This window comes from Mitsuokella sp. AF33-22, from assembly GCF_003475755.1.
In the GTDB taxonomy this organism is placed as follows: domain Bacteria; phylum Bacillota; class Negativicutes; order Selenomonadales; family Selenomonadaceae; genus Mitsuokella.
Genome location: NZ_QRQA01000010.1, coordinates 1 through 20374 on the forward strand (window position 1 = coordinate 1; position 20374 = coordinate 20374).

The window sequence follows — 20374 nt, forward strand, 5'->3', positions numbered from 1 at the left end:
TTGTCTGGAGACGGACTGGGAGGATAGGAAATTGCCGGTTTCATGGCGGCTTTGGTGAAGCGGTTAACACACTGGATTGTGGCTCCAGCATGCGTGGGTTCGATCCCCACAAGTCGCCCCATTTTTATATTAGGGGTATAGCTCAATTGGTAGAGCAACGGTCTCCAAAACCGTAGGTTGTGAGTTCAAGTCTTACTGCCCCTGCCATTTATGGAGTGGTACTCAAGAGGCTGAAGAGGACGGTTTGCTAAATCGTTAGGCTGGGTAACTGGTGCGGAGGTTCGAATCCTCTCCACTCCGCCACTTCAAAAAGATGCTCTGACATTTGTCAGAGCTTTTTTGTTGTCCTGTTATTCCTGTTCGTCCGGAGTGGATTGACAGTATCTTGTTTTTCTGATATCCTTAGTGCGTTATTTCTTGTATAAGCCCATGGATAAGGTGTGGGCGTTTCTACAGGCAACCGTAAATTGTCACAGGCTACAGGAATGAGGCGTGGAGTCTCCCTTTTGCTGTGCCCTGTCTTTTGCGGTGCTGTCAAAAGAGGAGGCTTTATTTTTATGCAAGCGCAAATGGGCAAGGGATCCTTCTTGGAACGGTTCTTCGGACTGCGTGAGAAGAATACGACCGTGCGGACAGAAATCCTGGCTGGCTTTACGACGTTCATCGCGTTGGCCTATATCATTTTTGTCAATCCGAATATCCTGTCTGAGGCGGGTATCCCGAAAGAAGCGGCCATTGCTTCGACCATCTGGATTGCGGCACTTTCAACCATGGTCATGGGTGTGGTGGCGAATTATCCGGTGGCCCTGGCTCCGGGTATGGGACTCAATGCCTTTTTTGCTTACTACGTTTGTGGTACGCTGGGGCTCCATTGGACCGTCGCTCTCGGTGCCGTCTTCTTCTCGGGTATCCTTTTTCTTCTGCTGACAATCAGCCATGTGCGTCAGGCCATCATCAACGCGGTGCCGCAGAATCTGCGCGTGGCCATTGGTGTTGGCATCGGACTCTTCATCGCGTTCGTCGGCCTCAAGGGAACAGGACTCATCATCCCCGACAAGGCGACCTTTATCGGGCTGGGTCATGTGACGCAGCCGACGACGCTGCTGTCGCTCTTCGGTCTTGTCCTCACGGGTGCACTAATGGCCCGCAAGGTGCAGGGGGCAATCCTCATCGGCATCATCAGTACGACGCTGCTCTCCATGATCCTTGGGTATTCTCCGGTCCCGCACGGTATTTCTGACATCATCAGCACGAGCCTGCCGCACATGGGCGAGACATTTGGCAAGCTTGACATCGTCGGTGCCTGGAATTACGGCATCGTCTCGATTATCTTCACCTTTACGGTCGTCGAGCTCTTCGATAACATGGGTACGCTGATCGGCCTGACCTCCAAGGCGAAGCTCGTCAAGCCGAATGGGGAGATTGAGAACCTTGACCGCGCGCTGACGACGGATGCCGTTGGCACAATCTGCTCGTCCATCTTCGGTACGTCCACGGTCACGAGCTATATCGAGAGTGCGGCAGGTATTGCAGCCGGCGGCAAGACGGGTCTCACGGCTGTCACGGTTTCCATCTGCTTCTTCATCGCACTGCTCTTCGCACCGCTCGTCGGACTTGTTCCGGGATTTGCCACGGCTCCGCCGCTCATCCTGGTCGGCGCGCTGATGATGAGCGAGGTCGGCAAGATCAACTTCCAGGATTTCTCGGATGGACTGCCGGCTTTTCTGACCATCATCATGATGCCGCTGACGGGCTCCATCGCCAATGGTTTTGCCTTCGGCTTTGTCAGCTATGCGTTCATGAAGACGGCCGTGGGCAAGTATAAGGAAGTCAGCTGGATCATGTGGCTGGTTTCCCTGGCCTTTGTCGTCAATCTCGTCATGCGTTCGTAATAATCTTTTTTCTTGACATCAGGTTGACGCTATGCTATGATTTTTAACTGTAGACGCTGAAAGTGCGTCTTTCCCCAACCGCACAGTGAGGTTCGTCAAAACGAGCAATCGTACCGTAACTGGCGAGTAATCTTTTAGGGAGGTGTTTTCATGTACGCAATTATCAAAACGGGCGGCAAGCAGTACAAGGTTGCTGAGGGCGATGTCATCACGATCGAGAAGCTGGCCGCCAATGAGGGCGAGGCTGTCGTATTCGACCAGGTCCTGACGGTTGTCAACGATGCAGACGTCAAGGTCGGCAAGCCCCTCGTTGAAGGTGCCAAGGTAACGGGCAAAGTCGAGGCTCAGGGCAAAGATAAGAAGATCCTTGTTTTCAAGTACAAGGCAAAATCCAATTATCGCAAACGTCAGGGTCATCGTCAGCCGTTCACGAAGGTTGTCATCGAGAAGATCGAAGCCTAATTTTTCATGATTAAGGTCAAGATCTTTTATCAGGACGATGGGAAAATCACCGGTTTCGATGTCGCTGGTCACAGCGGCACGGCAGTGGCAGGCGAGGATATTGTCTGCGCCGGTGTCTCATCGCTTACGGATTCGGCATTCCTTGGCATAACAGAGTATCTGCATCGAACAGTCAGCTACGAAGACTCGAGTGGAAAGCTCAAAATGCAGCTCAAGGATCGTCCTGATGACAGGACGGAAGCAATCCTGAACACAATGCTTTTGGGGCTTACGGCAATCGCCGAAGCGTATCCCAAGGCTGTACGGATTCTGAAATAGTGGAGGTGAATTCCATGTTTAAGTTTGAACTTCAGCGTTTCGCACATAAAAAGGGCGTCAGCTCCACGCGTAACGGCCGCGACAGTGAGTCCAAGCGCCTCGGCGTCAAGGAACATGCTGGCACGATCGTAACGGCTGGCAGCATCCTTGTTCGTCAGCGCGGCACGCATTTCCATCCGGGCCACAATGTTGGTATCGGCAAGGATGACACGTTGTTCGCAAAGGTTGCCGGCAAGGTCGCCATTGAGCGCAAAGGCCGCTACAACCGTCAGATCAGCGTATACACGGCTGAAGAAGCTATGTAATCAAAGGATACCTGCGCTTCTCCTTCGGGGAGCGCAGGTATTGTTATATGGAATATAAACGGCGTTAGGTTGCGTTGTGATGGATAAAAAGCCGGTATTGGGTATCACAATGCCGGCTTTTTATGCATTACAACTACGAATGCAGCGCAGAGACACGTTCTGGATATAACGTTGTGATGAATAACAGACTGACTATATTTTTTAAAGGAGGCTATCATGCAGTTTATTGACAGGACCCGCGTTATTGTCAAGGCGGGTGACGGCGGCCATGGCAAGTCCGCGTTCCGCCGTGAGAAATTCGTGCCGAATGGCGGCCCCTCAGGCGGTGACGGCGGCCGTGGCGGCGATATCATTTTCGTCGTCGATCAGAATATGAATACACTGCTGGACTTCCGCTATCACCGCAAATTCAAGGCGGAGAACGGTGAAAACGGCGATATCAAGAACCAGTACGGCCACAACGCACCGCCCTGCTACGTCAAGGTGCCGGCCGGTACGATCGTCAAGGACGAGGACACGGGTGCCGTGCTCGCAGACCTCACGGAAATCGGCCAGGAAGCCGTTATCTGCAAGGGCGGACGCGGTGGACGCGGCAATGCCAAATTTGCCAATGCTGCCAACCGTGCCCCGACGTTTGCCGAATTCGGCGAGCCGGGCGAGAGCCGCAATCTTATTCTCGAACTCAAACTGCTCGCGGATGTCGGCCTCGTCGGTTATCCGTCGGTCGGCAAATCGAGCCTGGTGGCCAGCGTCAGCGCCGCGCGGCCGGAGATTGCAGAGTACCATTTCACGACCATCACGCCTGTCCTCGGTGTCGTCAAGACGGACTATGAGAAGAGCTTTGTCATGGCGGATATCCCGGGGCTCATTGAAGGCGCAGCGGATGGTGTCGGACTGGGGCATGATTTCCTGCGTCATGTGGAACGCACGAAACTGATTCTGCACATCGTCGATGCTTCGGGGCTTGAGGGACGCGATCCGGTCGAGGATTATTACAAAATTAATGCAGAACTCAAGAAGTACAGCGAAAAGATTGCCCGCCGCACACAGATCCTCGTGGCCAACAAGATCGATCTGCCGAGCGCGCAGGAGAATCTGCCGCGTCTGCAGGCGCTGGCTGAAAAGGAGGGGCATAAGTTCTTCGCAATCTCGGCCGTCACGCGTCAGGGACTCAAGGAACTCATTTCCTATGTGGGCGAGTGGCTCGACAACTATGTCGAGGAACCCGAGAAAGAGGATGAGGTCAAGGTCTACGATGAGACGGCGGAGGATCCTGAGAAGGTGACAATCAGCCGCAACGATGCCGGTGATTTCATTGTCCACGGCAAGGCCATCGAGAAACTCGTCATCATGACGAATTTCAACAATGATGAAGCAGTGCGCCGTTTCCAGTACATCTGGCGCATCAAGGGCATCGATGAGAAGCTCCGGGAGCGCGGCATCAAGGACGGCCAGACCGTACGCATCGGCGAGATGGAATTTGAATACCGCGACTGAGTGGTTCGCGGCTACAGCATGGATTTTTTTAGGAGGAATACCGTTGATCCGTAATTCACTTACAGGCAAGCAGAAGAGCGTCCTGCGCTCCATGGGCATGAAGCTCGAGCCCGTCGTACAGATCGGCAAGGAGGGCGTGACGCCTGCTGTCGTACAGGCGGCCCGAGAGGCCATCAAGAAGCGTGAGCTCATCAAGGTGCGCGTGCTGCAGAACTGCATGGAGCTGCCGGCCGATGCCATCACGATGCTGGCAGAACGTGCCGATGCCAACCTCGTACAGCTCATCGGCCGCAACGGCCTGCTCTTCAAGCGCAATTTCGAGAAACCGAAAATCGAACTGCCATAACTCATCTGCATCTTTGGAGGGATTCCTATGTTAGCACGGGAACGTTTGCGGGAAGCGAAGCGCATCGTTGTCAAGGTCGGGACGAGCACGCTGGCTCACGACACGGGCAAGCTGGATCTGTATCGGATCGACCATCTGATCCGGGAACTGGCGGACCTCATGAATCAGGGAAGAGAGATCGTCCTGGTTTCTTCCGGCGCCATTGCCGCTGGCCTCAGCAAGCTGGGGCTGCCGGAGCGGCCCGCGTCCATTCCGGAAAAGCAGGCCGTGGCGGCCATCGGTCAGGGCGTGCTCATGCATATCTATGAGAAGTTCTTTGCGGAATACGGCAAGACCATCGGCCAGGTGCTGCTGACGAAGGAGAATGCCGTGCGCCATAACCAGTACCGCCATTCCCGTGATGCTCTGCTGGCCTTGCTGGATATGGGGGTCATTCCCGTCATCAATGAGAACGATGCCGTGGCCGTCGATGAAATCAAGATCGGCGACAACGACAATCTCTCGGCCATGGTGGCGACGCTGGTCGATGCCGATGCCCTGGTCATCCTTTCCGATATCGAGGGGCTTTATACGGCGAACCCGGCGACGCATCCCGATGCGCAGCTCATCCATGAGATTCCCGAGATTACGCCGGCTGTCATCGAGATGGCCGGCGGGGCCGGCTCGAAGCTCGGTACGGGCGGCATGGCCACGAAGCTCCAGGCCGCTCAGATCGCGATGAGCGCGGGGGTGACCATGGTCATCGCCGCGGGGCAGCAGGAGGGCATCCTGCGCCGCATCCTGTCAGGTGAGACCGTCGGTACCGTATTCCCGGCTCGCGAGTCCCATCTGAAGGTGCGCAAGAGCTGGCTGGCCTTCGGCAAGCGCCTGCAGGGAGAACTCACGGTCGACGCCGGCTGTGTCGAGGCCTTGGAGCATGGTTCCAGCCTGCTGGCGGCCGGCATCGTCGATGCCGATGGGGATTTTACTGCCGGCAGCACGGTGCGCGTGCTCGCAGAGGACAATCGCGAGATTGCCCGCGGCATTGTCAATTACAATGCGCAAGATCTTCGTCAGATCCTTGGTCATCGTACGGAGGATTTTGCAGACCTCGTTCATGGTCCCATCCATGAGGAGGTCATTCATCGGGATAATATGGTCCTGATGGTCTGAGTGTGAGGGAGGAATCCTGGATGGATATTCAAGCAGAAATGAAACAGAAGGCCGAAGCGGCGTGCGCTGCTTCCCGCAAGCTCGCGGTGCTGTCTACAGGGGTCAAGAATGCCGCGCTGATGGCCATGGCTGACGCGCTCGAGAAGCGCAGTGAGCTCATCCTGAAGGCCAACGAACTCGACCTCGAGGAAGCGCGTCAGAAGAAGGTCAGACGTTCTTATCTGGACCGTCTGATGCTCGATGAAGGGCGCATTGCTTCGATGGCGGAAGGCTTGCGCCAGACGGCTTTGCTGCAGGATCCCGTCGGTCAGGGGGATTATTCGACCGTGCGTCCGAACGGCCTTGAGATCCGCCGCGTGCGCGTGCCGCTCGGCGTCATCGGCATTATTTACGAGGCGCGCCCCAATGTGACGGCTGACGCAGCCGGCCTCTGCCTCAAATCGGGCAACGCCGTGATCCTGCGCGGCGGCTCGGAGGCCATCCGCTCGAATACGGCTATCAGCTCTCTTTTGGCCAAGGCGGCCTATGGTGCCGGCATCCCGGAAGGAGCACTGCAGTTCGTGGACTTTACGGACCGTGAGGCTGTGGATGTCATGATGCATTTGCGCGGCTCCATTGATGTCATCATCCCGCGCGGCGGCGCCGGGCTCATCCGTCATGTCACGGAAAACAGCAGTGTGCCGGTCATCGAGACTGGAACGGGCGTCTGCCATACCTACGTCGATGCTTCGGCGGACTTTGACATGGCCACGGAGATTGCCGTGAATGCCAAGGTCAGCCGTTGCTCGGTCTGCAATGCGATGGAGACGCTGCTTGTCGATGCAGCCATTGCGGAGGAGTTCCTGCCGCAGCTCGCGGCAGCCATGCGGGAGAAACACGTGGAGCTGCGTGGCTGCGAACGCGCCCGGGCCATTTGCCCGGATATGGTGCCGGCGACGGAAGAGGACTGGAGCACGGAATACGGCGATCTGATCTTGTCGGTCCGCGTCGTCGATGGCATTGATGCGGCCATTGCACATATCAACCGCTATAACACGGGCCATTCTGAGACGATCGTGACGAATGACCTCGCGCATGCGCACCGGTTCCAGCGTGAGGTGGACGCGGCAGCCGTTTACGTCAATGCGTCGACGCGCTTTACGGATGGCTTTGAATTCGGCTTCGGGGCTGAGATCGGCATCAGCACGCAGAAGCTCCATGCCCGCGGTCCCATGGGCCTCCATGCGCTCACGAGCATGAAGTATCTGATTTACGGCGAAGGGCAGATCCGGAAATGATCGGTTATCTGCGGACCCTGCGTCAGTATCTGAAGACACCGAAGGGGGCCTTCGATGCCAGGGATTATCTGCAGGCCGTGCTGCTCATGCTGCTTTCGATGGCAGCGGCTGCCTGCCTCATGAACTGGATTCTGGAGGGGTGATTTCTTGATGGAGCATCGGATCGGCATCATGGGCGGCACGTTTGATCCCATTCATCACGGCCATCTGCTGACGGCCGAGTATGTGCGGGATGCCTGCGGCCTCACGAAGATCCTGTTCATTCCGGCTGCCAACTCGCCGTTCAAGTTGGAAAAGAAGGTGGCACCGGCGTCCGACCGGCTGGCCATGACACGCCTGGCCATCGCAGACAATCCGTATTTTGAAGCTTCGGATATCGAGATGTGCCGTCAGGGCGTTTCCTATACATCGGATACGATTGACGAATTGCATTGTCTGCTCGGGCAGCAGGCGGAATTCTTCTTCATCACGGGTGCGGATGCCATCAATGATCTGCCATCGTGGCATGAAGCAGAGCATTTGCTCGCATCCTGTCACTTCATTGCCGCCACGCGTCAGGGCACGAAGCTCGACATGGTGCATCTGCGGAAGGCATTCGGTGCTCTTTGTGAGTGCCATATCCACCAGCTCACAACGCCGGAGCTTGAGATTTCTTCGACGGAAATCCGTGAGCGCATCCACTCGGGACGTTCCGTCCGCTATATGCTGCCGGCCGCTGTGGCAGATTATATCAAAAAAGAAGGGCTGTATCGATGAGTTTTGCAATGGATTATGAAACGATGAAACAGGCGCTCAAGGACCGCCTCAAAGCGACCCGGTTCCGCCATTCTCTCGGTGTGTCTGAGACAGCGGTCCGCCTGGCCAGGCGTTTCGGGGTTGATGAACAGCAGGCACGTGTCGCCGGGCTCCTGCACGACTGTGCCCGTGAGTTCCCCAATGAAGCGATGATTGCCGAGGCGGAGAAACGCCATCTCCCCATCGGGACGGTGGAGCGCTCCATGCCGCTCCTGCTGCATGGCCCCATCGGTTCGAGGCGCGTGCGGGAAATCTACGGTGTCGACGATCCGGCCGTGGAGCAGGCCATCGCCCGTCATACGGTGGGCGGAGAGCATATGACACCGCTCGACAAGATCATCTGGTTTGCCGACATGATCGAGCCGAACCGCGACTATCCGGGAGTTGAGAAATTGCGCAAGCTTGCGCGCGAGGCGACGCTCGACGAGATGCTGCTCGAGGGACTCAGCGATTCCATTGCCTTCGTCCTCGCCAAACGCCACCTGATCCACCCGGATACGGTCCTGGCGCGCAATGAGATCCTGTTGAAGATGAAGAAGGAAGCATGATGGGGAAACGGGAACCGGAGAATATTACCCGCCGCCATATCGAGCAGAAAAAGAAGGCGATGGCGCGGGCCAGGCGCAGGCGTTTCCTGCGCCGCATGCTGGCACTCATCATCTGTACATTCCTGCTCCTGCTGTCAGCCGGCGCCATTTACGGGCTCATGCGCGGCGCAAAGTATCTCACACAGGAGTACCATGCGCTCTACGACGGGTATACCCAGCGACAGCAGGAACGGCGCGGTACGGTGAATCCAAACTTTGACGGATATACGAATGTATTGGTCCTCGGGCTCGACGATGGTGCCGGCCCGACGAATACGGAGGGCAAAAAGGCGGATACGGTGCTCGTCCTGAGCATCGAGAATGAGACGGGCAGAATGCGCTTCATCACGATCCCGGGTGGTACATGGGTCAAGGTGCCGGAGCGCGCGCATTCGATGCGGCTGAGCTCGGTCTACACAGAGGGCGGTGCCCCCATGATGGTCCGCCAGGTCAATGCCCTGCTCGGCATATCCATCCACCAGTATGTCGTGGTCGATCTCAAGGCTTTTGCGGAGCTCATCGATGCCTTGGGCGGCATCGATCTTTACGTGGAAAACGATATGGATTATGAGGACCCGGAGTCCGGGCTCAGCATCCATCTCAAGAAGGGATATCAGCATCTGGATGGCAGCGAGTCCGAACAGTATCTGCGGTACCGCGGTACGGAGCTCGGGGACTTCGGGCGTGCCCAGCGCCAGCAGAAATTTGTCAAGGCGCTCTATCAGCAGGTCATGCGCCTTGAAACCATTCCGAAGCTGCCGTCCGTGGCGAGGATTTTCCAGCAGGATGTCGACACGAGTGCCGAATTCTTCGATTCGGCGCATCTCGCCAATGTCCTGCGCCACCTGAGCAGCGACGATCCGGCGAGCATGATTCTGCCGGGATCGCCTGCGCAGAATGACGATACAATCTGGCTGCCGGATTCCTCCGGCATCCAGAAGAAGATGGAAGAACTTTTCCCCGGGGACATGGGCGACCATACGGCACCGTGACCGGCGGGATGAGAACATAGAATGGATCTATCTACATAAAAGGAGTTATCATGACAGAAAAAGAAATCTGCACTGCCATCTGCAAGGCAGCCAGCGACAAGAAAGCCCGTGACATCGTGACGATGGATATGGAAGGCCTGATGATCTCGGCGGATTATTTCGTAATCTGCTCGGCCAATACGGCCACGCAGGTGCGGGCCATTGCCGACAATATTGAAGAGGAGCTGGCAAAGCTCGGCGTGGCGTTCAACCACAAGGAAGGCTACCGCGAGGGCGAGTGGGTGCTGCTCGACTTCGGCGATGTCGTTGCCCACGTCTTTATGCAGGAAGCCCGTGAGTACTATGCACTCGAGCAGCTCTGGGGCGATGCGAAACTGACTGCCTATGAAGATTGAAGATAGGGATGGTAGGATGATGGAGAGAACAGGAGATACGGGCAGGGAGGCAAAGAGAAAGTTCGGCCCCAGCACGGTGGCGCGCCTGCAGGTCGCACGCGTCAGTGAGATGGGCGCTTTCCTTGATGCGCAGACGGGTAATACCTCGGATGATATCCTGCTCCATAAGACCCAGCAGACCCACCCCGTGCAGGTGGGGGATTTCGTCGATGTGTTCCTGTATCTGGACCCGAAACGCCGCCTGACGGCCAGCATGCGAGTCCCAAAGATGAAGGAGGGGCAGATCGCAAGGCTGCGCGTCATCAACGTCAGTCGCGACGGCGCTTTCCTGGACGTCGGCGCAGAGCGCGGCATCTTCATGCCGTATGCCGGCATGCGTGGCCGCCCGCAGGTCGGCGAAGTGGTATGGGCCAAGCTCTACACCGATAAATCCGGACGCCTGGCCGTGACGATGGAAGTGGAGGACGAGATGCGGCGCGCCTCTGTGCCGGCCACGCATGTCAAGGTGGGCGATATGGTCACGGGCGCCATCTACAACTACACGGACAGTGGCGCCTTCCTGTTCAGCAAAGAACGTTACATCGTCTTCATCGCCAATAAGGAGATGAAGGAACGTCCGCGCGTCGGCGAGGTCGTGACGGCGCGCGTAACGTACGTGCGTCCTGATGGGCGTCTCAACGCCTCGCTGCGGGAGGCCAAGGAAAAGGCCCTGATGACGGACTCACAGCGCATCCTGGAACTCCTGGAGAGCCGCAAGGGGCGCATGCCGTACAGCGATGAGTCTTCACCGGAAGTGATCCGTGACAAGTTCCAGATCAGCAAAGCCGCCTTCAAGCGGGCGCTCGGTCATCTGCTCAAGGAGGGCAGGATCGAGGAGAAGGATGGCTGGACGTATCTGAAGTGAGTATGCCGTTTCGAGAAGGCAGCTGCCGGGAGCAGCTGCCTTTCTGCATTGGCGGCCAGTCTCGTGCACCGGTCTTGTGAAATCGTGTAAAGTCCGATATAATGAAGGGTAAACTAGTTGGTACTTTAAGATAGTGAGGTTAAGAACATGAGGCGGTATACGTCCTTACTGCTTACGGCGTTCGTCCTCTTCCTGATCGTGCTGGCCGGATCCGCGTATCTGGCTGGTGCGGATTACAGCGGCGAACATCGCAGCCGGCATGAGATCACAGTGCTCACGACACTGCCGGCAGAACATGCGGAAATCCTGTCACAGGCCTATGAGGAGACGTCTGGCGTGCACGTCAATTTCGTGACGCTTTCATCGGATGATGCGCTCAAGCGCATGCAGGACCAGGCCTCGTCATCCGGCAGCGGCGATGCCTCCCTGGTACTTGCTGACCGCCATACCCTGGAACAGGCAGCGGCCAAAGGGTATCTGGCACCGTATATCTCGGAGCGCAACGATATGGTCCCCAATTCCTTCCGCCAGCAGGATGGTTATTGGACCGGCGTCTGGTATGATCCGATTGTCTTCTGCGTCAATCGCGATTACCTGAAGACGCTGCGGGACGACATCCCCGATTCCTGGCAGACACTGGCTGGGCTGGATGCCCGCATCGGTGTGACGGATTTCATGGCGGCGGATGCTTCGGCGGATCTCCTGTACGCGATGACTGCGCAGTTTGGTGAGACGGCGACGATGGATATCTGGCGCCAGCTGCACCCGAAGGTCGTCCAGTACGCAAGGTATCTTTCCAATCCGGTGCGTCAGGCCGGCATGGGCGAGGTCGATCTCTCCATTGCCGTGGAGAGCGAGACGCTGCGCTACATCCACGATGGCTATCCACTGCAGATCATCTATCCATCGGATGGCACGACGGCGCGCGTGACGGGCACCGGCCTGCTCGTGCACGCCAGGAAGCAGGATGGCGTCATGGCGAAGGCGTTTGCCGACTGGCTGCTTTCTGATGAAGTCCAGATTGCGCTGCAGAGCCATAATTATTTCTTTATCCCGACGAATCCGGGCACGATTGCCTACAAGTCCTTTGCAGGCAAGAACCTCGTGCTGTTTACCCAGCCCGTCACGTTCACGGATGCGCAGAAGCATCATTTGCTCGACGAATGGGCCCGGGATATCCGTTTCAAATGAGCCGCGAGGATGCTGCCTGTGCAGCATCCTCTTTTCGGGAGCATTGCGACCATATGTTTAGTAGGAGGAGTTTTTCAGTGAAAGCAGGTTTCATCAGTCTTGGCTGTTCCAAGAATCTTGTCGATACAGAGGTCATGCTGGGTATCCTGAAGGAACACGGCATCGAGATCACGGCCAATCCCGCCGAAGCCGATATCCTGATTGTCAACACGTGCGCCTTCATCCAGTCGGCGAAGGAAGAGTCGATTACGACGGTGCTCAACATGGCGGAATACAAGGAAAGCGGACGCTGCCGGAGCCTGATTGTGGCCGGCTGCCTCGGCCAGCGCTATAAGCAGGAACTCCTGGACGAAATCCCGGAAGCCGATGCCATCATCGGCACGGGAGCCTGGGGACGCATCATGGAGGCGGTGGAGGAGACGCTCAAGGGGCACCGCCTCGTCATCGCCGGCAAGGATGAGGCCCTCTACGATGAGCACACGCCGCGCATCACGACGACGCCGGGGTATACGGCGTACGTCAAGATTGCAGAGGGCTGCAACAACCGCTGCGCCTTCTGCGCCATCCCGTATATCCGCGGCGATTACCGCAGCCGGCCCATCGAGGATATCTGTGATGAAGTGCGCAACCTCACGGAAAAGGGCGTGCGCGAAATCGTGCTGATCGCTCAGGATTCGACGGAATACGGCAGGGATCTCTACGGCGAGCCGAAACTTGCGGCGCTGCTCCGGGAAATCGTCAAGGTGCCGAAACTCCGGTGGGTGCGCACGCTCTACAGCTATCCGAAGTACTTCACGGATGAACTCATCGATACGATTGCGAGCGAGCCGAAGATCTGCAATTACGTTGACCTGCCGCTGCAGCACGCGCACGATGCCGTACTGCGCAGCATGCGCCGCCCGGATACGCAGGCGGATATGCGCAGGCTCATTGCGAAGCTCCGCGAACGCATTCCCGGCGTGACGATCCGCTCGACTTTCCTCGTCGGCTTCCCGGGGGAGACGGATGCCCAGTATCAGACGCTGCGCAACTTCATCGAGGAGATGCGTCTCGACAAGGTGGGGGTCTTCACGTATTCGCGCGAGGAAGGAACTCCGGCATACGACATGCCGAATCAGGTGCCGGAAGAGGTCATGCAGGAGCGTTATCACGACCTCATGAGCCTCCAGTGCAAGATTTCCGAAGAGATCAATCAGTCTCTCGAGGGCAAGGAACTCGACGTCCTCATCGAAGGACGCGACGAAGAGCAGCCGAACATTGCCGTCGGCCGCTCGTACCGTGAGGCGCCCGATGTCGATGGCCAGGTCTACGTCGAGAATGATACGGACAGCAAGCCCGGCGACATGGTGCACGTCAGGATCCTGCAGGGGTTCACGTATGATCTCGTCGGAGAACGCCTGAATGACAGGGCGGATGCGGAAGGATGAAATGAGGCGAATGCATGATGAAGATTGAGGAACAGGCCGGAAAACTGCTGCTCGCGCAGGGGATGACAATCGCTTGCGCGGAGTCCTGTACCGGCGGGCTGCTGACGAGCCGCTTGACGGATATCGCGGGCAGTTCGGCTTACGTCATGGGCTCTGTCGTTTCGTATACGAACCGCATCAAGGAGAAGCTCGTCGGTGTCCGCCATGAGACGCTGCTGGCACATGGTGCGGTATCGGAAGAAACGGCCCGTGAGATGGCGGAGGGCATCCGCCGCGCAATCGAGACGGACATGGGGGTCGGCATTACGGGCATTGCCGGCCCCGGGGGCGGAACGGCGACGAAGCCCGTCGGCCTCGTTTTCATTGCCGTTTCAGGTCCCGATGGTACGATAGTCAAAGAAAATCATTTCCGTGGTTCGCGTACGGAAGTCAAGCGTCAGAGCACCGAAACGGCACTGCAGATGCTTTGCTTCTACCTTTCCCGGCGGGATTCTTCGTCCAGCCCATTGAACGTGGATACACGGAAGATAAAGGAGTAATCACGATGAAATTTTATACCTGTCTTGCCGCTGCTGCCATGGGCGCATCCCTTTTGATGGCCCCGTCGGTGCCGGCCCTGGCTGCCGAACAGACTGCCGCCAAGGATCCTTCCGTCCATATCCAGCAGCCCATTGAAGCATCGCTGCCGTATACGTATACGAGCAAGCAGTACGGCTTCACGATAAAGTGCCCGCAGAAGCCGGTCGGCGTCATCCCTGCCAATCTGCTCTACGAGGATAAGCAGGGCGAAGTCCTCGTCTTCGACAATGAGGAATACAACATCAAATACGCCTGGGTCATCCTGACGGATGCCTTTGACGACAAGAAGGTGCCGGATCTCAACAAACTGAAGCCCGAGGAGGCCGAAAAGCTGCTCTCGGGCATCATGGGAAGCAATGGCTATGAGGGCATCATGCTCGTCAACCTCACGCCGACCAACAAGGCCATTTATGCCGTGACGGCCAAGGAGGTCGAGATCGATACGGATGGCGACGGCAAGGCCGACGAGGTGGCCAAGGCGGACACGCAGATGGCCGTGGCGTTCTTCCGCACGTCGTCCGGCAAGCGCTATGGCGTTGAGCTCATCGACAATCCGAACCTGCGCGCGTATTCGCTGGCTGCCTTCCAGAAAGGCATCGCGACCCTGACGGATTCGCAGGACAAGGCCGTGACGAACTCGTCGAGTGACAAGAAAAACAAGAAGAGCAAGAAATAAAAGCTGCCTGCTTGTCGGCAGCCTGCAGCATAAATCCCCGCAACACATGGCGTCTGCCGTGCGCTGCGGGGATTTTGTCTTATATCTGCAAACAAAAAAGCATCGCTTGCGCGATGCTCATTTTCATATGGCAGGGGTAGCTGGACTCGAACCAACGCATGCGGGATTCAGAGACCCGTGCCTTACCAACTTGGCGATACCCCTGTGTCTTTCGACATTTATATATTATATGGACGATGCAGCTATTTGTCAAGAAAAATTTTTCAGGCTGGTTGCGTTGAAGTGCCAAAAGATCAGGCTTGCATTTTTCTGCTGATTTGCTATAATCTAATTAACAAATGAACCGATGTTCATACGTTTAATGAGACAGGAGTGTGGAAGATGAACCCGAAGCAGAAAAAGAATCTGATCCGCATCGTGGCGGCGGCTCTCTTAATGATTGTGCTGGCTTTCCTGCCGCTCAGCGGCACGGCCCGCTTTGCCGCGTATCTGGTCCCGTACCTGATCGTGGGCTATGATGTCATATGGAAGGCCGGCAGGGGCCTCTGGAAGCGGCAGCCCTTTGACGAGAGCCTGCTGATGGCCGTCGCGACACTTGGTGCCATGGCACTGGCCATCTACGAGGATGGCGATTATACGGAAGCGATTGCCGTCATGCTGTTCTATCAGATCGGTGAATGGTTCCAGTCGTACGCTGTGGGACGCAGCCGCCGCAATATCAGCGACCTCATGGATATCCGTCCGGACTTTGCCAATATCGAGCAGCAGCCGGGACAGCTGACGCGCGTGGCGCCGGAAACGGTGGCCGTGGGCAGTACGGTCGTGGTCAAGCCCGGTGAGAAAGTGCCGCTCGATGGCGTGGTCACCGAAGGAAGTTCCACCCTCGATACGGTTGCTCTGACCGGTGAGAGCCTGCCGCGCCGTGTCGAACCTGGTGATGCGGTCGTCAGCGGCAGCATCAATCAGAGCGGCCTGCTCCATATCCGGACGACCAAGGTCTTTGCCGAATCCACGGCTTCTAAGATCCTGGTTCTCGTGGAGGATGCCGGTTCGCGCAAATCGAAGGCGGAGCATTTCATCGCGAAGTTTGCACGCGTCTACACGCCGATTGTCGTTTATGCCGCCGTGGCTCTGGCCCTGCTGCCGCCGCTCGTGAACATGGTGTTCCTCGGGCTGCCGCCGGTTTGGGAAACGTGGATTTACCGCGCGCTGATCTTCCTTGTCATCAGCTGCCCGTGCGCGCTCGTCATCAGCATCCCGCTGTCGTTCTTCGCCGGCATCGGCGGCATCAGCCGCCAGGGCGTGCTCGTCAAGGGTGCCAATTACCTTGAGACGCTCTCAAAGGTCGATACGGTGGTCTTCGATAAGACCGGCACGCTGACGAAGGGCGTCTTTGAGGTCACGGCCATCCATCCGGAAGTCATCAACCCGCAGGAGCTTTTGCATCTGGCCGCGCATGTGGAGCGTTTCTCCACGCATCCGATTGCCGTCTCGCTGCGCAATGCGTATCGCCAGGAAGCCGATGCCTGCACGGTGGAGGACGTGGAGGAGATTTCCGGCCATGGTGTCCGTGCCCGGGTCAATGGCTCTGTCGTCTGCGTCGGCAATGCGAAGATGATGGAAGCCATCGGCGCCAAATGGCATCCGTGTGAGCAGACCGGCACGATCGTGCATGTGGCCATCGACGGCACGTACGCCGGCCATATCGTCATCGCCGATGTCATCAAGGAGCATGCCGGCGCCGCTATCGAGGCCCTGCACAAGAACGGCGTGAAGCGCGCCATCATGCTGACGGGCGATGGCCGTGCGGCGGCGGATCACGTGGCTTCGGTCCTGGGGATCGATGCGGCCTACAGCGAGCTCTTGCCGCAGGACAAGGTCAGCAAGGTCGAATCCTTCCTGCAGGAGGAACAGGAGGGTGGCAGACTGGCATTCGTCGGTGACGGCATCAATGATGCGCCCGTGCTTTCGCGCGCCGATGTCGGCATCGCGATGGGCGCGATGGGCTCCGATGCCGCCATCGAGGCGGCGGATGTCGTGCTCATGGATGATGATCCGCTGAAGATCGCCCTGGCTCAGCGCACGGCCCGCAAGACGATGCGCATCGTCTATGAGAATATCGTGTTCTCCATCGGCGTCAAGGCTGTCGTTCTCGTGCTCGGCGCCCTGGGCCTGGCCAACATGTGGGCGGCTATCTTTGCCGATGTCGGCGTCATGATCCTGGCGGTCTGCAATGCGACGCGTGCGCTCTTCGTGCCGAAAGGGCTGCGCGGTTATGGCAGACCGCAGCGGCAGGATGAAGAGACGGTACAGCCGGGTCCTTCACAGCAGCAGTCCGTCATCAGCTCTGGCCCGCGTGCTTATAAGATCGAGGTGGACTGCCCCAACTGCGCCGGTCTCATGGAAGAGGCTGCCCGCAAAACAAAGGGCGTGCGCTCGGCAACCGTGAATTTTATGGCGCAGGAGATGAAAGTGGAGCTCGAGGACGGCGAGAATTGGGATCAGGTGATGACAGCCGTGCGCGACAACTGCAAGAAAGTAGAGGACGACTGCGAAGTTTATCTTTGAGCCTTCTCAACGCGCCCTACGGTGATGATACGAAAAAACGGCCAGCCTCCGCCAATCGTGCGGCAGGCTGGCCGTTTTTTCGCATACAGCTGTCTGACTGGCGCGGTTACGGCACCATCTCGAGCAGCGGCGTGCTCTCAAGATAGATCTCGAAGGTGCGCGGCCAGGGGTAACTCATATCGGCCTTGAGGTCTTTGATGCGGAGGTGACGAATCCCCTCGGGCGTCTGTACGGGGAAGGGGGCCTCGAGAGACGGCGTGTGCTTGTAGGCCTGGAGCTGGCGCATCATCAGGCTCTGGAGCATGCGGTTGGCCCAGCGGTAATTGTGCTCGAGGTCGAGATCTGCGGTATTGAAATAGCCGGCTTTCTTCAAGCTGCCGTTTATGAGGTCGATATCTTCCTTCAAGTAGAAGTAATCTTCGAGGATGCGGTTCTGCAGGAAGGTGACCTGGCTGGCGGCCCGTGCCAGGGCTTCCTCCGTGCTGAAGGCTTCCTTCTGGGCAGACTGGTACAGGCAGGCTTCGGCAAGTGCCGTGCCGACAGCGTTGCTCGTCGTGTTCCAGCCGGCGTAGGCGAGCAGGCAGTTCAGCGGGAAATCGCCGGCGATGAGCTGCGGCAGCACGGTTTCCGTGGCGGTGAAGTGTTTGCTGAGATCGACGAGCCCGATGGGATGACCGGATTCGAGCGAGTCTGTAAGGAACTGCACGGTTTCCTGGCGGCTGCTCATCGTATCCTTGTCGGCATCATTCGTCGAGATCAGCAAGGTGAAATCAGCCTCCTCCGGCGTCTCGGCGAGACTGCCGCCGAGGAGCTGGATCTTCTCCTCGGCACAGACACCGGTCGAAACAGCCATATAGGGCATGACGCGATCCCGCGCCTCAGGCGTGTTGTAGCGCAGGCAGATGCGGGGCTGGATGCCAGATTTCTCGTTCTGCCAGGCAGCGAGCAGCGTCAGGGCGATTTCATCGGCGCCGTGTGTCAGGAAGACCTGCCGTTTCGTAAGACCATAGTTGCCGATATAGTCCTGCAGGGCGTATTTCTCGATGTTCGGGATGCCGTATTCTTCGCCGTCATCCTGTCCGAGGACGAGGCGCGCGATGACGCCTTCACGCGTGAGATCGATGAGTTTTTCGTTGAGGACGGCATTTTCTTTGAAGTGGGACAGATAACGCGCGAGGCTGTCCGCCGGGATCCTGTCGTGCAGTTCCTGGAGCTTTGCTTCATCGATCGTGAGGCCTGCGGCCTTGCAGCCGGCCAGGCGGGAATACGCCATGATGTCACGCCGTTCCTCGTAGCCGTCAATCGTATCCTGGGGGGTCAGACGCGGCAGGATGCTGAAGGCGTAGATGGGGACGCCCGGATGCTTTTCGTGCAGGTTTCTGAGGAAGGAGAGCAGCGTTTCCATCTGGGCTTCATCGGCCTGGTGTTCGCGCGCTGCCAGCAGGCCGCCGTAGAGCAGCTGGTCAACGGACAGGATGATGGCGTCAGCCGGCTGCTCCGCCGTGACCTCTTGGAGCCAGGCCATCATGGCACGCGTATCGCCGGGCTGCGAATAATAGTCCTGGATCTCATGCGGCGGCGTCACGACCTCCGTGCCGCTGATGTGGCCCGCATCGATGACGAACTGGCGGCAGGGCGGGCGTCCGTCGAGCGGGATGAGGATGACGCGCTGGTGCATCGTCTGCTGCGGGTAGACGAGTGAGGCCTGCGGGTCCTGCGGATGGCGCAGGAACCAGACGGCCAGTGAAAGCAGCGGCAGGGCGAGCAGCACGACGAGCAGGCGTTTGTCAAGTTTTTGGAATAATGCATGCATATCCGATAAATTCTCCTGATTTTTCTATAATCTCCCCGCTATTATATCATAGGCAGGTTCACGAACGCGGGAAAATATGTTAGAATGAATTTGTTTATGATAAAATATCCGGGCACGAATGATTGAGGTGGAGTGGAAACGATGAGAATCATCACGGGATCGGCGCGCGGCTGCCGCCTGAAGACGCCAAAGGGGCAGGACACGCGTCCGACGGCTGACCGGGTCAAGGAGTCCCTGTTCAACATACTCGGCTCCCTGGTCGCAGGCCGCCATGTCCTCGACATCTTTGCCGGCACGGGCAACCTCGGGCTCGAGGCTCTGTCACGCGGCGCGTCAAAGGCCGTCTTTGTCGATCAGGCTACGGCGCCGCTCATCCGGGAGAACGCCATCCATACGAAGCTCCTGACTGCCTCAGAAATCCATGGCGGCGACGTCTTCGCGAGCCTTGCAAGGCTCGCGGCGGCGCATCGAAGCTTCGACCTCGTCTTCTGTGACCCGCCTTATCATAAAGGCCTGTGGCAGCGGGCCCTCCAGGTCTTTGATACCACGGAGCTGCTTGCACACGACGGCATCCTCGTCGTGGAGCATGGAGCCGATGAATCGGAACTGCCGCCGCTGTCGGGCCTTGTCTGCGTGGAGAACCGCCGCTACGGTCATACGACGCAGCTGAGCTTTTTTCAATGGCGTTCTTACGTAGAGGAGGATGACGCATGAGGCGTGCCGTATGCTCGGGCAGCTTTGACCCCGTGACGAATGGCCACATCGATATTTTTGAGCGGGCCAGCGCCATGTTCGATGAAGTCATCATCTGCGTATTCCACAATGTGAAAAAACAGGCGTTCTTCCCCGTAGAAGAGCGCGTGCGCTTCCTGCGGGAGGCGACAAGGCATCTTTCCAATGTGCGCGTCGCTTCGTTTTCCGGACTGATTACGGATTACATGAAGGAGGCCGATGCCCATATCATCGTGCGGGGCGTGCGCTCCGTCAAGGACCTGGAATACGAACAGAATGAAGCATACATGATCCGTCACCTGGAACCCCATATCGATACGATTTTCCTGCTGACCCGTCCGGAGTACTCCTTCGTGAGCTCTTCGGGCATCCGGGAGCTCATACGGTTTCATGGTGATGTGCATGGCTTGGTGCCGGCCTGTGTAGCGCAGGCGATAGAGAATCTGGAACAAGAAAGGAAGTAAGC

General features: G+C 57.7%; 22 protein-coding genes, 4 tRNA genes and 1 riboswitch. Of the genes, 24 read left to right on the forward strand and 2 right to left on the reverse strand.

The genetic code is table 11. The features are described from left to right. The first annotated feature begins 45 nt into the window (after positions 1 to 45). From DWZ54_RS07375 to DWZ54_RS07470, 21 genes are all read left to right on the forward strand, one after another. Positions 46 to 121: transfer RNA gene (locus DWZ54_RS07375), tRNA-His, on the forward strand. Positions 122 to 131: 10 nt separating this feature from the next. Next, positions 132 to 207 (forward strand) — tRNA-Trp (locus DWZ54_RS07380). A gap of 5 nt (positions 208 to 212) precedes the next feature. Beyond that, positions 213 to 303 (forward strand) — tRNA-Ser (locus DWZ54_RS07385). A 94-nt stretch (positions 304 to 397) separates the two neighbouring features. Next, a riboswitch (purine riboswitch) is annotated at positions 398 to 500 on the forward strand. Positions 501 to 557: 57 nt separating this feature from the next. Continuing rightward, positions 558 to 1892 (forward strand): NCS2 family permease, encoded by a 1335-nt coding sequence (locus DWZ54_RS07390; protein ID WP_118475212.1) that lies wholly within the window; start codon positions 558 to 560, stop codon positions 1890 to 1892. 150 nt (positions 1893 to 2042) lie between these two features. Then, a complete protein-coding gene (gene rplU / locus DWZ54_RS07395; protein ID WP_118013684.1) occupies positions 2043 to 2354 on the forward strand; it encodes a 50S ribosomal protein L21 in 312 nt (103 codons plus the stop codon). A 6-nt stretch (positions 2355 to 2360) separates the two neighbouring features. Then, on the forward strand, positions 2361 to 2672 hold the full coding sequence (locus DWZ54_RS07400; RefSeq protein ID WP_118013686.1) for a ribosomal-processing cysteine protease Prp: 312 nt from the start codon (positions 2361 to 2363) through the stop codon (positions 2670 to 2672). A gap of 14 nt (positions 2673 to 2686) precedes the next feature. Further along, positions 2687 to 2977: a 50S ribosomal protein L27 gene (rpmA, locus tag DWZ54_RS07405; protein ID WP_036375921.1), complete on the forward strand. Its 291-nt coding sequence runs from the start codon at positions 2687 to 2689 to the stop codon at positions 2975 to 2977. A 216-nt stretch (positions 2978 to 3193) separates the two neighbouring features. Continuing rightward, positions 3194 to 4474, forward strand: coding sequence for a GTPase ObgE (gene obgE, locus DWZ54_RS07410; RefSeq protein WP_118475214.1), 1281 nt, complete (start codon positions 3194 to 3196; stop codon positions 4472 to 4474). A 43-nt stretch (positions 4475 to 4517) separates the two neighbouring features. After that, positions 4518 to 4820, forward strand: a complete 303-nt coding sequence (yhbY, locus tag DWZ54_RS07415) for a ribosome assembly RNA-binding protein YhbY (protein WP_118013690.1) — start codon at positions 4518 to 4520, stop codon at positions 4818 to 4820. 27 nt (positions 4821 to 4847) lie between these two features. Continuing rightward, positions 4848 to 5972: a glutamate 5-kinase gene (gene proB / locus DWZ54_RS07420; protein WP_118475216.1), complete on the forward strand. Its 1125-nt coding sequence runs from the start codon at positions 4848 to 4850 to the stop codon at positions 5970 to 5972. 20 nt (positions 5973 to 5992) lie between these two features. Further along, the gene (locus DWZ54_RS07425) at positions 5993 to 7249 is read left to right on the forward strand and encodes a glutamate-5-semialdehyde dehydrogenase (RefSeq protein ID WP_118475218.1); all 1257 of its coding nucleotides are present in this window, start codon (positions 5993 to 5995) and stop codon (positions 7247 to 7249) included. Then, the gene (locus DWZ54_RS11925) at positions 7246 to 7392 is read left to right on the forward strand and encodes a hypothetical protein (protein ID WP_199663296.1); all 147 of its coding nucleotides are present in this window, start codon (positions 7246 to 7248) and stop codon (positions 7390 to 7392) included. The genes DWZ54_RS07425 and DWZ54_RS11925 overlap by 4 nt, the downstream gene beginning before the upstream one ends. 7 nt (positions 7393 to 7399) lie before the next feature. Beyond that, positions 7400 to 8005, forward strand: a complete 606-nt coding sequence (gene nadD, locus DWZ54_RS07430) for a nicotinate-nucleotide adenylyltransferase (RefSeq protein ID WP_118475220.1) — start codon at positions 7400 to 7402, stop codon at positions 8003 to 8005. Next, on the forward strand, positions 8002 to 8592 hold the full coding sequence (gene yqeK, locus DWZ54_RS07435) for a bis(5'-nucleosyl)-tetraphosphatase (symmetrical) YqeK (protein WP_233541652.1): 591 nt from the start codon (positions 8002 to 8004) through the stop codon (positions 8590 to 8592). The genes nadD and yqeK overlap by 4 nt, the downstream gene beginning before the upstream one ends. Further along, entirely contained in the window at positions 8592 to 9623 is a 1032-nt protein-coding gene (locus tag DWZ54_RS07440) for an LCP family protein (RefSeq protein WP_118475222.1), read from the forward strand. Before yqeK ends, DWZ54_RS07440 begins: the two co-directional genes overlap by 1 nt. A gap of 50 nt (positions 9624 to 9673) precedes the next feature. Then, on the forward strand, positions 9674 to 10018 hold the full coding sequence (gene rsfS, locus DWZ54_RS07445) for a ribosome silencing factor (protein WP_118475224.1): 345 nt from the start codon (positions 9674 to 9676) through the stop codon (positions 10016 to 10018). A 16-nt stretch (positions 10019 to 10034) separates the two neighbouring features. Next, on the forward strand, positions 10035 to 10922 hold the full coding sequence (locus DWZ54_RS07450) for a S1 RNA-binding domain-containing protein (RefSeq protein ID WP_118013703.1): 888 nt from the start codon (positions 10035 to 10037) through the stop codon (positions 10920 to 10922). Between the two features lie 147 nt (positions 10923 to 11069). Continuing rightward, positions 11070 to 12113 carry an ABC transporter substrate-binding protein gene (locus DWZ54_RS07455; protein ID WP_118475226.1) on the forward strand — a complete coding sequence of 348 codons (1044 nt, stop codon included), beginning with the start codon at positions 11070 to 11072 and terminating at the stop codon, positions 12111 to 12113. A gap of 77 nt (positions 12114 to 12190) precedes the next feature. Next, positions 12191 to 13540, forward strand: a complete 1350-nt coding sequence (gene rimO / locus DWZ54_RS07460) for a 30S ribosomal protein S12 methylthiotransferase RimO (protein WP_118475228.1) — start codon at positions 12191 to 12193, stop codon at positions 13538 to 13540. Between the two features lie 14 nt (positions 13541 to 13554). Beyond that, positions 13555 to 14079 carry a CinA family protein gene (locus DWZ54_RS07465; RefSeq protein ID WP_118475230.1) on the forward strand — a complete coding sequence of 175 codons (525 nt, stop codon included), beginning with the start codon at positions 13555 to 13557 and terminating at the stop codon, positions 14077 to 14079. A 5-nt stretch (positions 14080 to 14084) separates the two neighbouring features. After that, a complete protein-coding gene (locus DWZ54_RS07470) occupies positions 14085 to 14795 on the forward strand; it encodes a hypothetical protein (protein ID WP_118475232.1) in 711 nt (236 codons plus the stop codon). 128 nt (positions 14796 to 14923) lie between these two features. Here DWZ54_RS07470 and DWZ54_RS07475 read toward each other — a convergent pair. Beyond that, positions 14924 to 14999: transfer RNA gene (locus DWZ54_RS07475), tRNA-Gln, on the reverse strand. Between the two features lie 177 nt (positions 15000 to 15176). Here DWZ54_RS07475 and DWZ54_RS07480 point away from each other — a divergent pair. Next, positions 15177 to 17363 (forward strand): heavy metal translocating P-type ATPase, encoded by a 2187-nt coding sequence (locus tag DWZ54_RS07480; protein ID WP_118475234.1) that lies wholly within the window; start codon positions 15177 to 15179, stop codon positions 17361 to 17363. 106 nt (positions 17364 to 17469) lie between these two features. Here the strand turns inward: DWZ54_RS07480 and DWZ54_RS07485 are convergent, their stop codons facing one another. After that, on the reverse strand, positions 17470 to 19176 hold the full coding sequence (locus DWZ54_RS07485; protein ID WP_118475236.1) for a DUF4127 family protein: 1707 nt from the start codon (positions 19174 to 19176) through the stop codon (positions 17470 to 17472). Positions 19177 to 19317: 141 nt separating this feature from the next. On the opposite strand from DWZ54_RS07485, the gene rsmD reads away from it, so the two are divergent. Together rsmD and coaD are read left to right on the forward strand one after the other, a co-directional pair. Then, on the forward strand, positions 19318 to 19890 hold the full coding sequence (rsmD, locus tag DWZ54_RS07490) for a 16S rRNA (guanine(966)-N(2))-methyltransferase RsmD (RefSeq protein WP_118475238.1): 573 nt from the start codon (positions 19318 to 19320) through the stop codon (positions 19888 to 19890). Beyond that, a complete protein-coding gene (gene coaD / locus DWZ54_RS07495; RefSeq protein ID WP_118475240.1) occupies positions 19887 to 20372 on the forward strand; it encodes a pantetheine-phosphate adenylyltransferase in 486 nt (161 codons plus the stop codon). Before rsmD ends, coaD begins: the two co-directional genes overlap by 4 nt. Positions 20373 to 20374 lie beyond the last annotated feature (2 nt).

Coding starts and splice junctions, on each gene's coding strand:
- DWZ54_RS07390 (WP_118475212.1), top strand. CDS start 558: ATGCAAGCGCAAATGGGCAAGGGATCCTTCTTGGAACGGTTCTTCGGA.
- rplU (WP_118013684.1), top strand. CDS start 2,043: ATGTACGCAATTATCAAAACGGGCGGCAAGCAGTACAAGGTTGCTGAG.
- DWZ54_RS07400 (WP_118013686.1), top strand. CDS start 2,361: ATGATTAAGGTCAAGATCTTTTATCAGGACGATGGGAAAATCACCGGT.
- rpmA (WP_036375921.1), top strand. CDS start 2,687: ATGTTTAAGTTTGAACTTCAGCGTTTCGCACATAAAAAGGGCGTCAGC.
- obgE (WP_118475214.1), top strand. CDS start 3,194: ATGCAGTTTATTGACAGGACCCGCGTTATTGTCAAGGCGGGTGACGGC.
- proB (WP_118475216.1), top strand. CDS start 4,848: ATGTTAGCACGGGAACGTTTGCGGGAAGCGAAGCGCATCGTTGTCAAG.
- DWZ54_RS07425 (WP_118475218.1), top strand. CDS start 5,993: ATGGATATTCAAGCAGAAATGAAACAGAAGGCCGAAGCGGCGTGCGCT.
- DWZ54_RS11925 (WP_199663296.1), top strand. CDS start 7,246: ATGATCGGTTATCTGCGGACCCTGCGTCAGTATCTGAAGACACCGAAG.
- nadD (WP_118475220.1), top strand. CDS start 7,400: ATGGAGCATCGGATCGGCATCATGGGCGGCACGTTTGATCCCATTCAT.
- yqeK (WP_233541652.1), top strand. CDS start 8,002: ATGAGTTTTGCAATGGATTATGAAACGATGAAACAGGCGCTCAAGGAC.
- DWZ54_RS07440 (WP_118475222.1), top strand. CDS start 8,592: ATGGGGAAACGGGAACCGGAGAATATTACCCGCCGCCATATCGAGCAG.
- rsfS (WP_118475224.1), top strand. CDS start 9,674: ATGACAGAAAAAGAAATCTGCACTGCCATCTGCAAGGCAGCCAGCGAC.
- DWZ54_RS07450 (WP_118013703.1), top strand. CDS start 10,035: ATGATGGAGAGAACAGGAGATACGGGCAGGGAGGCAAAGAGAAAGTTC.
- DWZ54_RS07455 (WP_118475226.1), top strand. CDS start 11,070: ATGAGGCGGTATACGTCCTTACTGCTTACGGCGTTCGTCCTCTTCCTG.
- DWZ54_RS07465 (WP_118475230.1), top strand. CDS start 13,555: ATGATGAAGATTGAGGAACAGGCCGGAAAACTGCTGCTCGCGCAGGGG.
- DWZ54_RS07470 (WP_118475232.1), top strand. CDS start 14,085: ATGAAATTTTATACCTGTCTTGCCGCTGCTGCCATGGGCGCATCCCTT.
- DWZ54_RS07480 (WP_118475234.1), top strand. CDS start 15,177: ATGAACCCGAAGCAGAAAAAGAATCTGATCCGCATCGTGGCGGCGGCT.
- DWZ54_RS07485 (WP_118475236.1), bottom strand. CDS start 19,176: ATGCATGCATTATTCCAAAAACTTGACAAACGCCTGCTCGTCGTGCTG.
- rsmD (WP_118475238.1), top strand. CDS start 19,318: ATGAGAATCATCACGGGATCGGCGCGCGGCTGCCGCCTGAAGACGCCA.
- coaD (WP_118475240.1), top strand. CDS start 19,887: ATGAGGCGTGCCGTATGCTCGGGCAGCTTTGACCCCGTGACGAATGGC.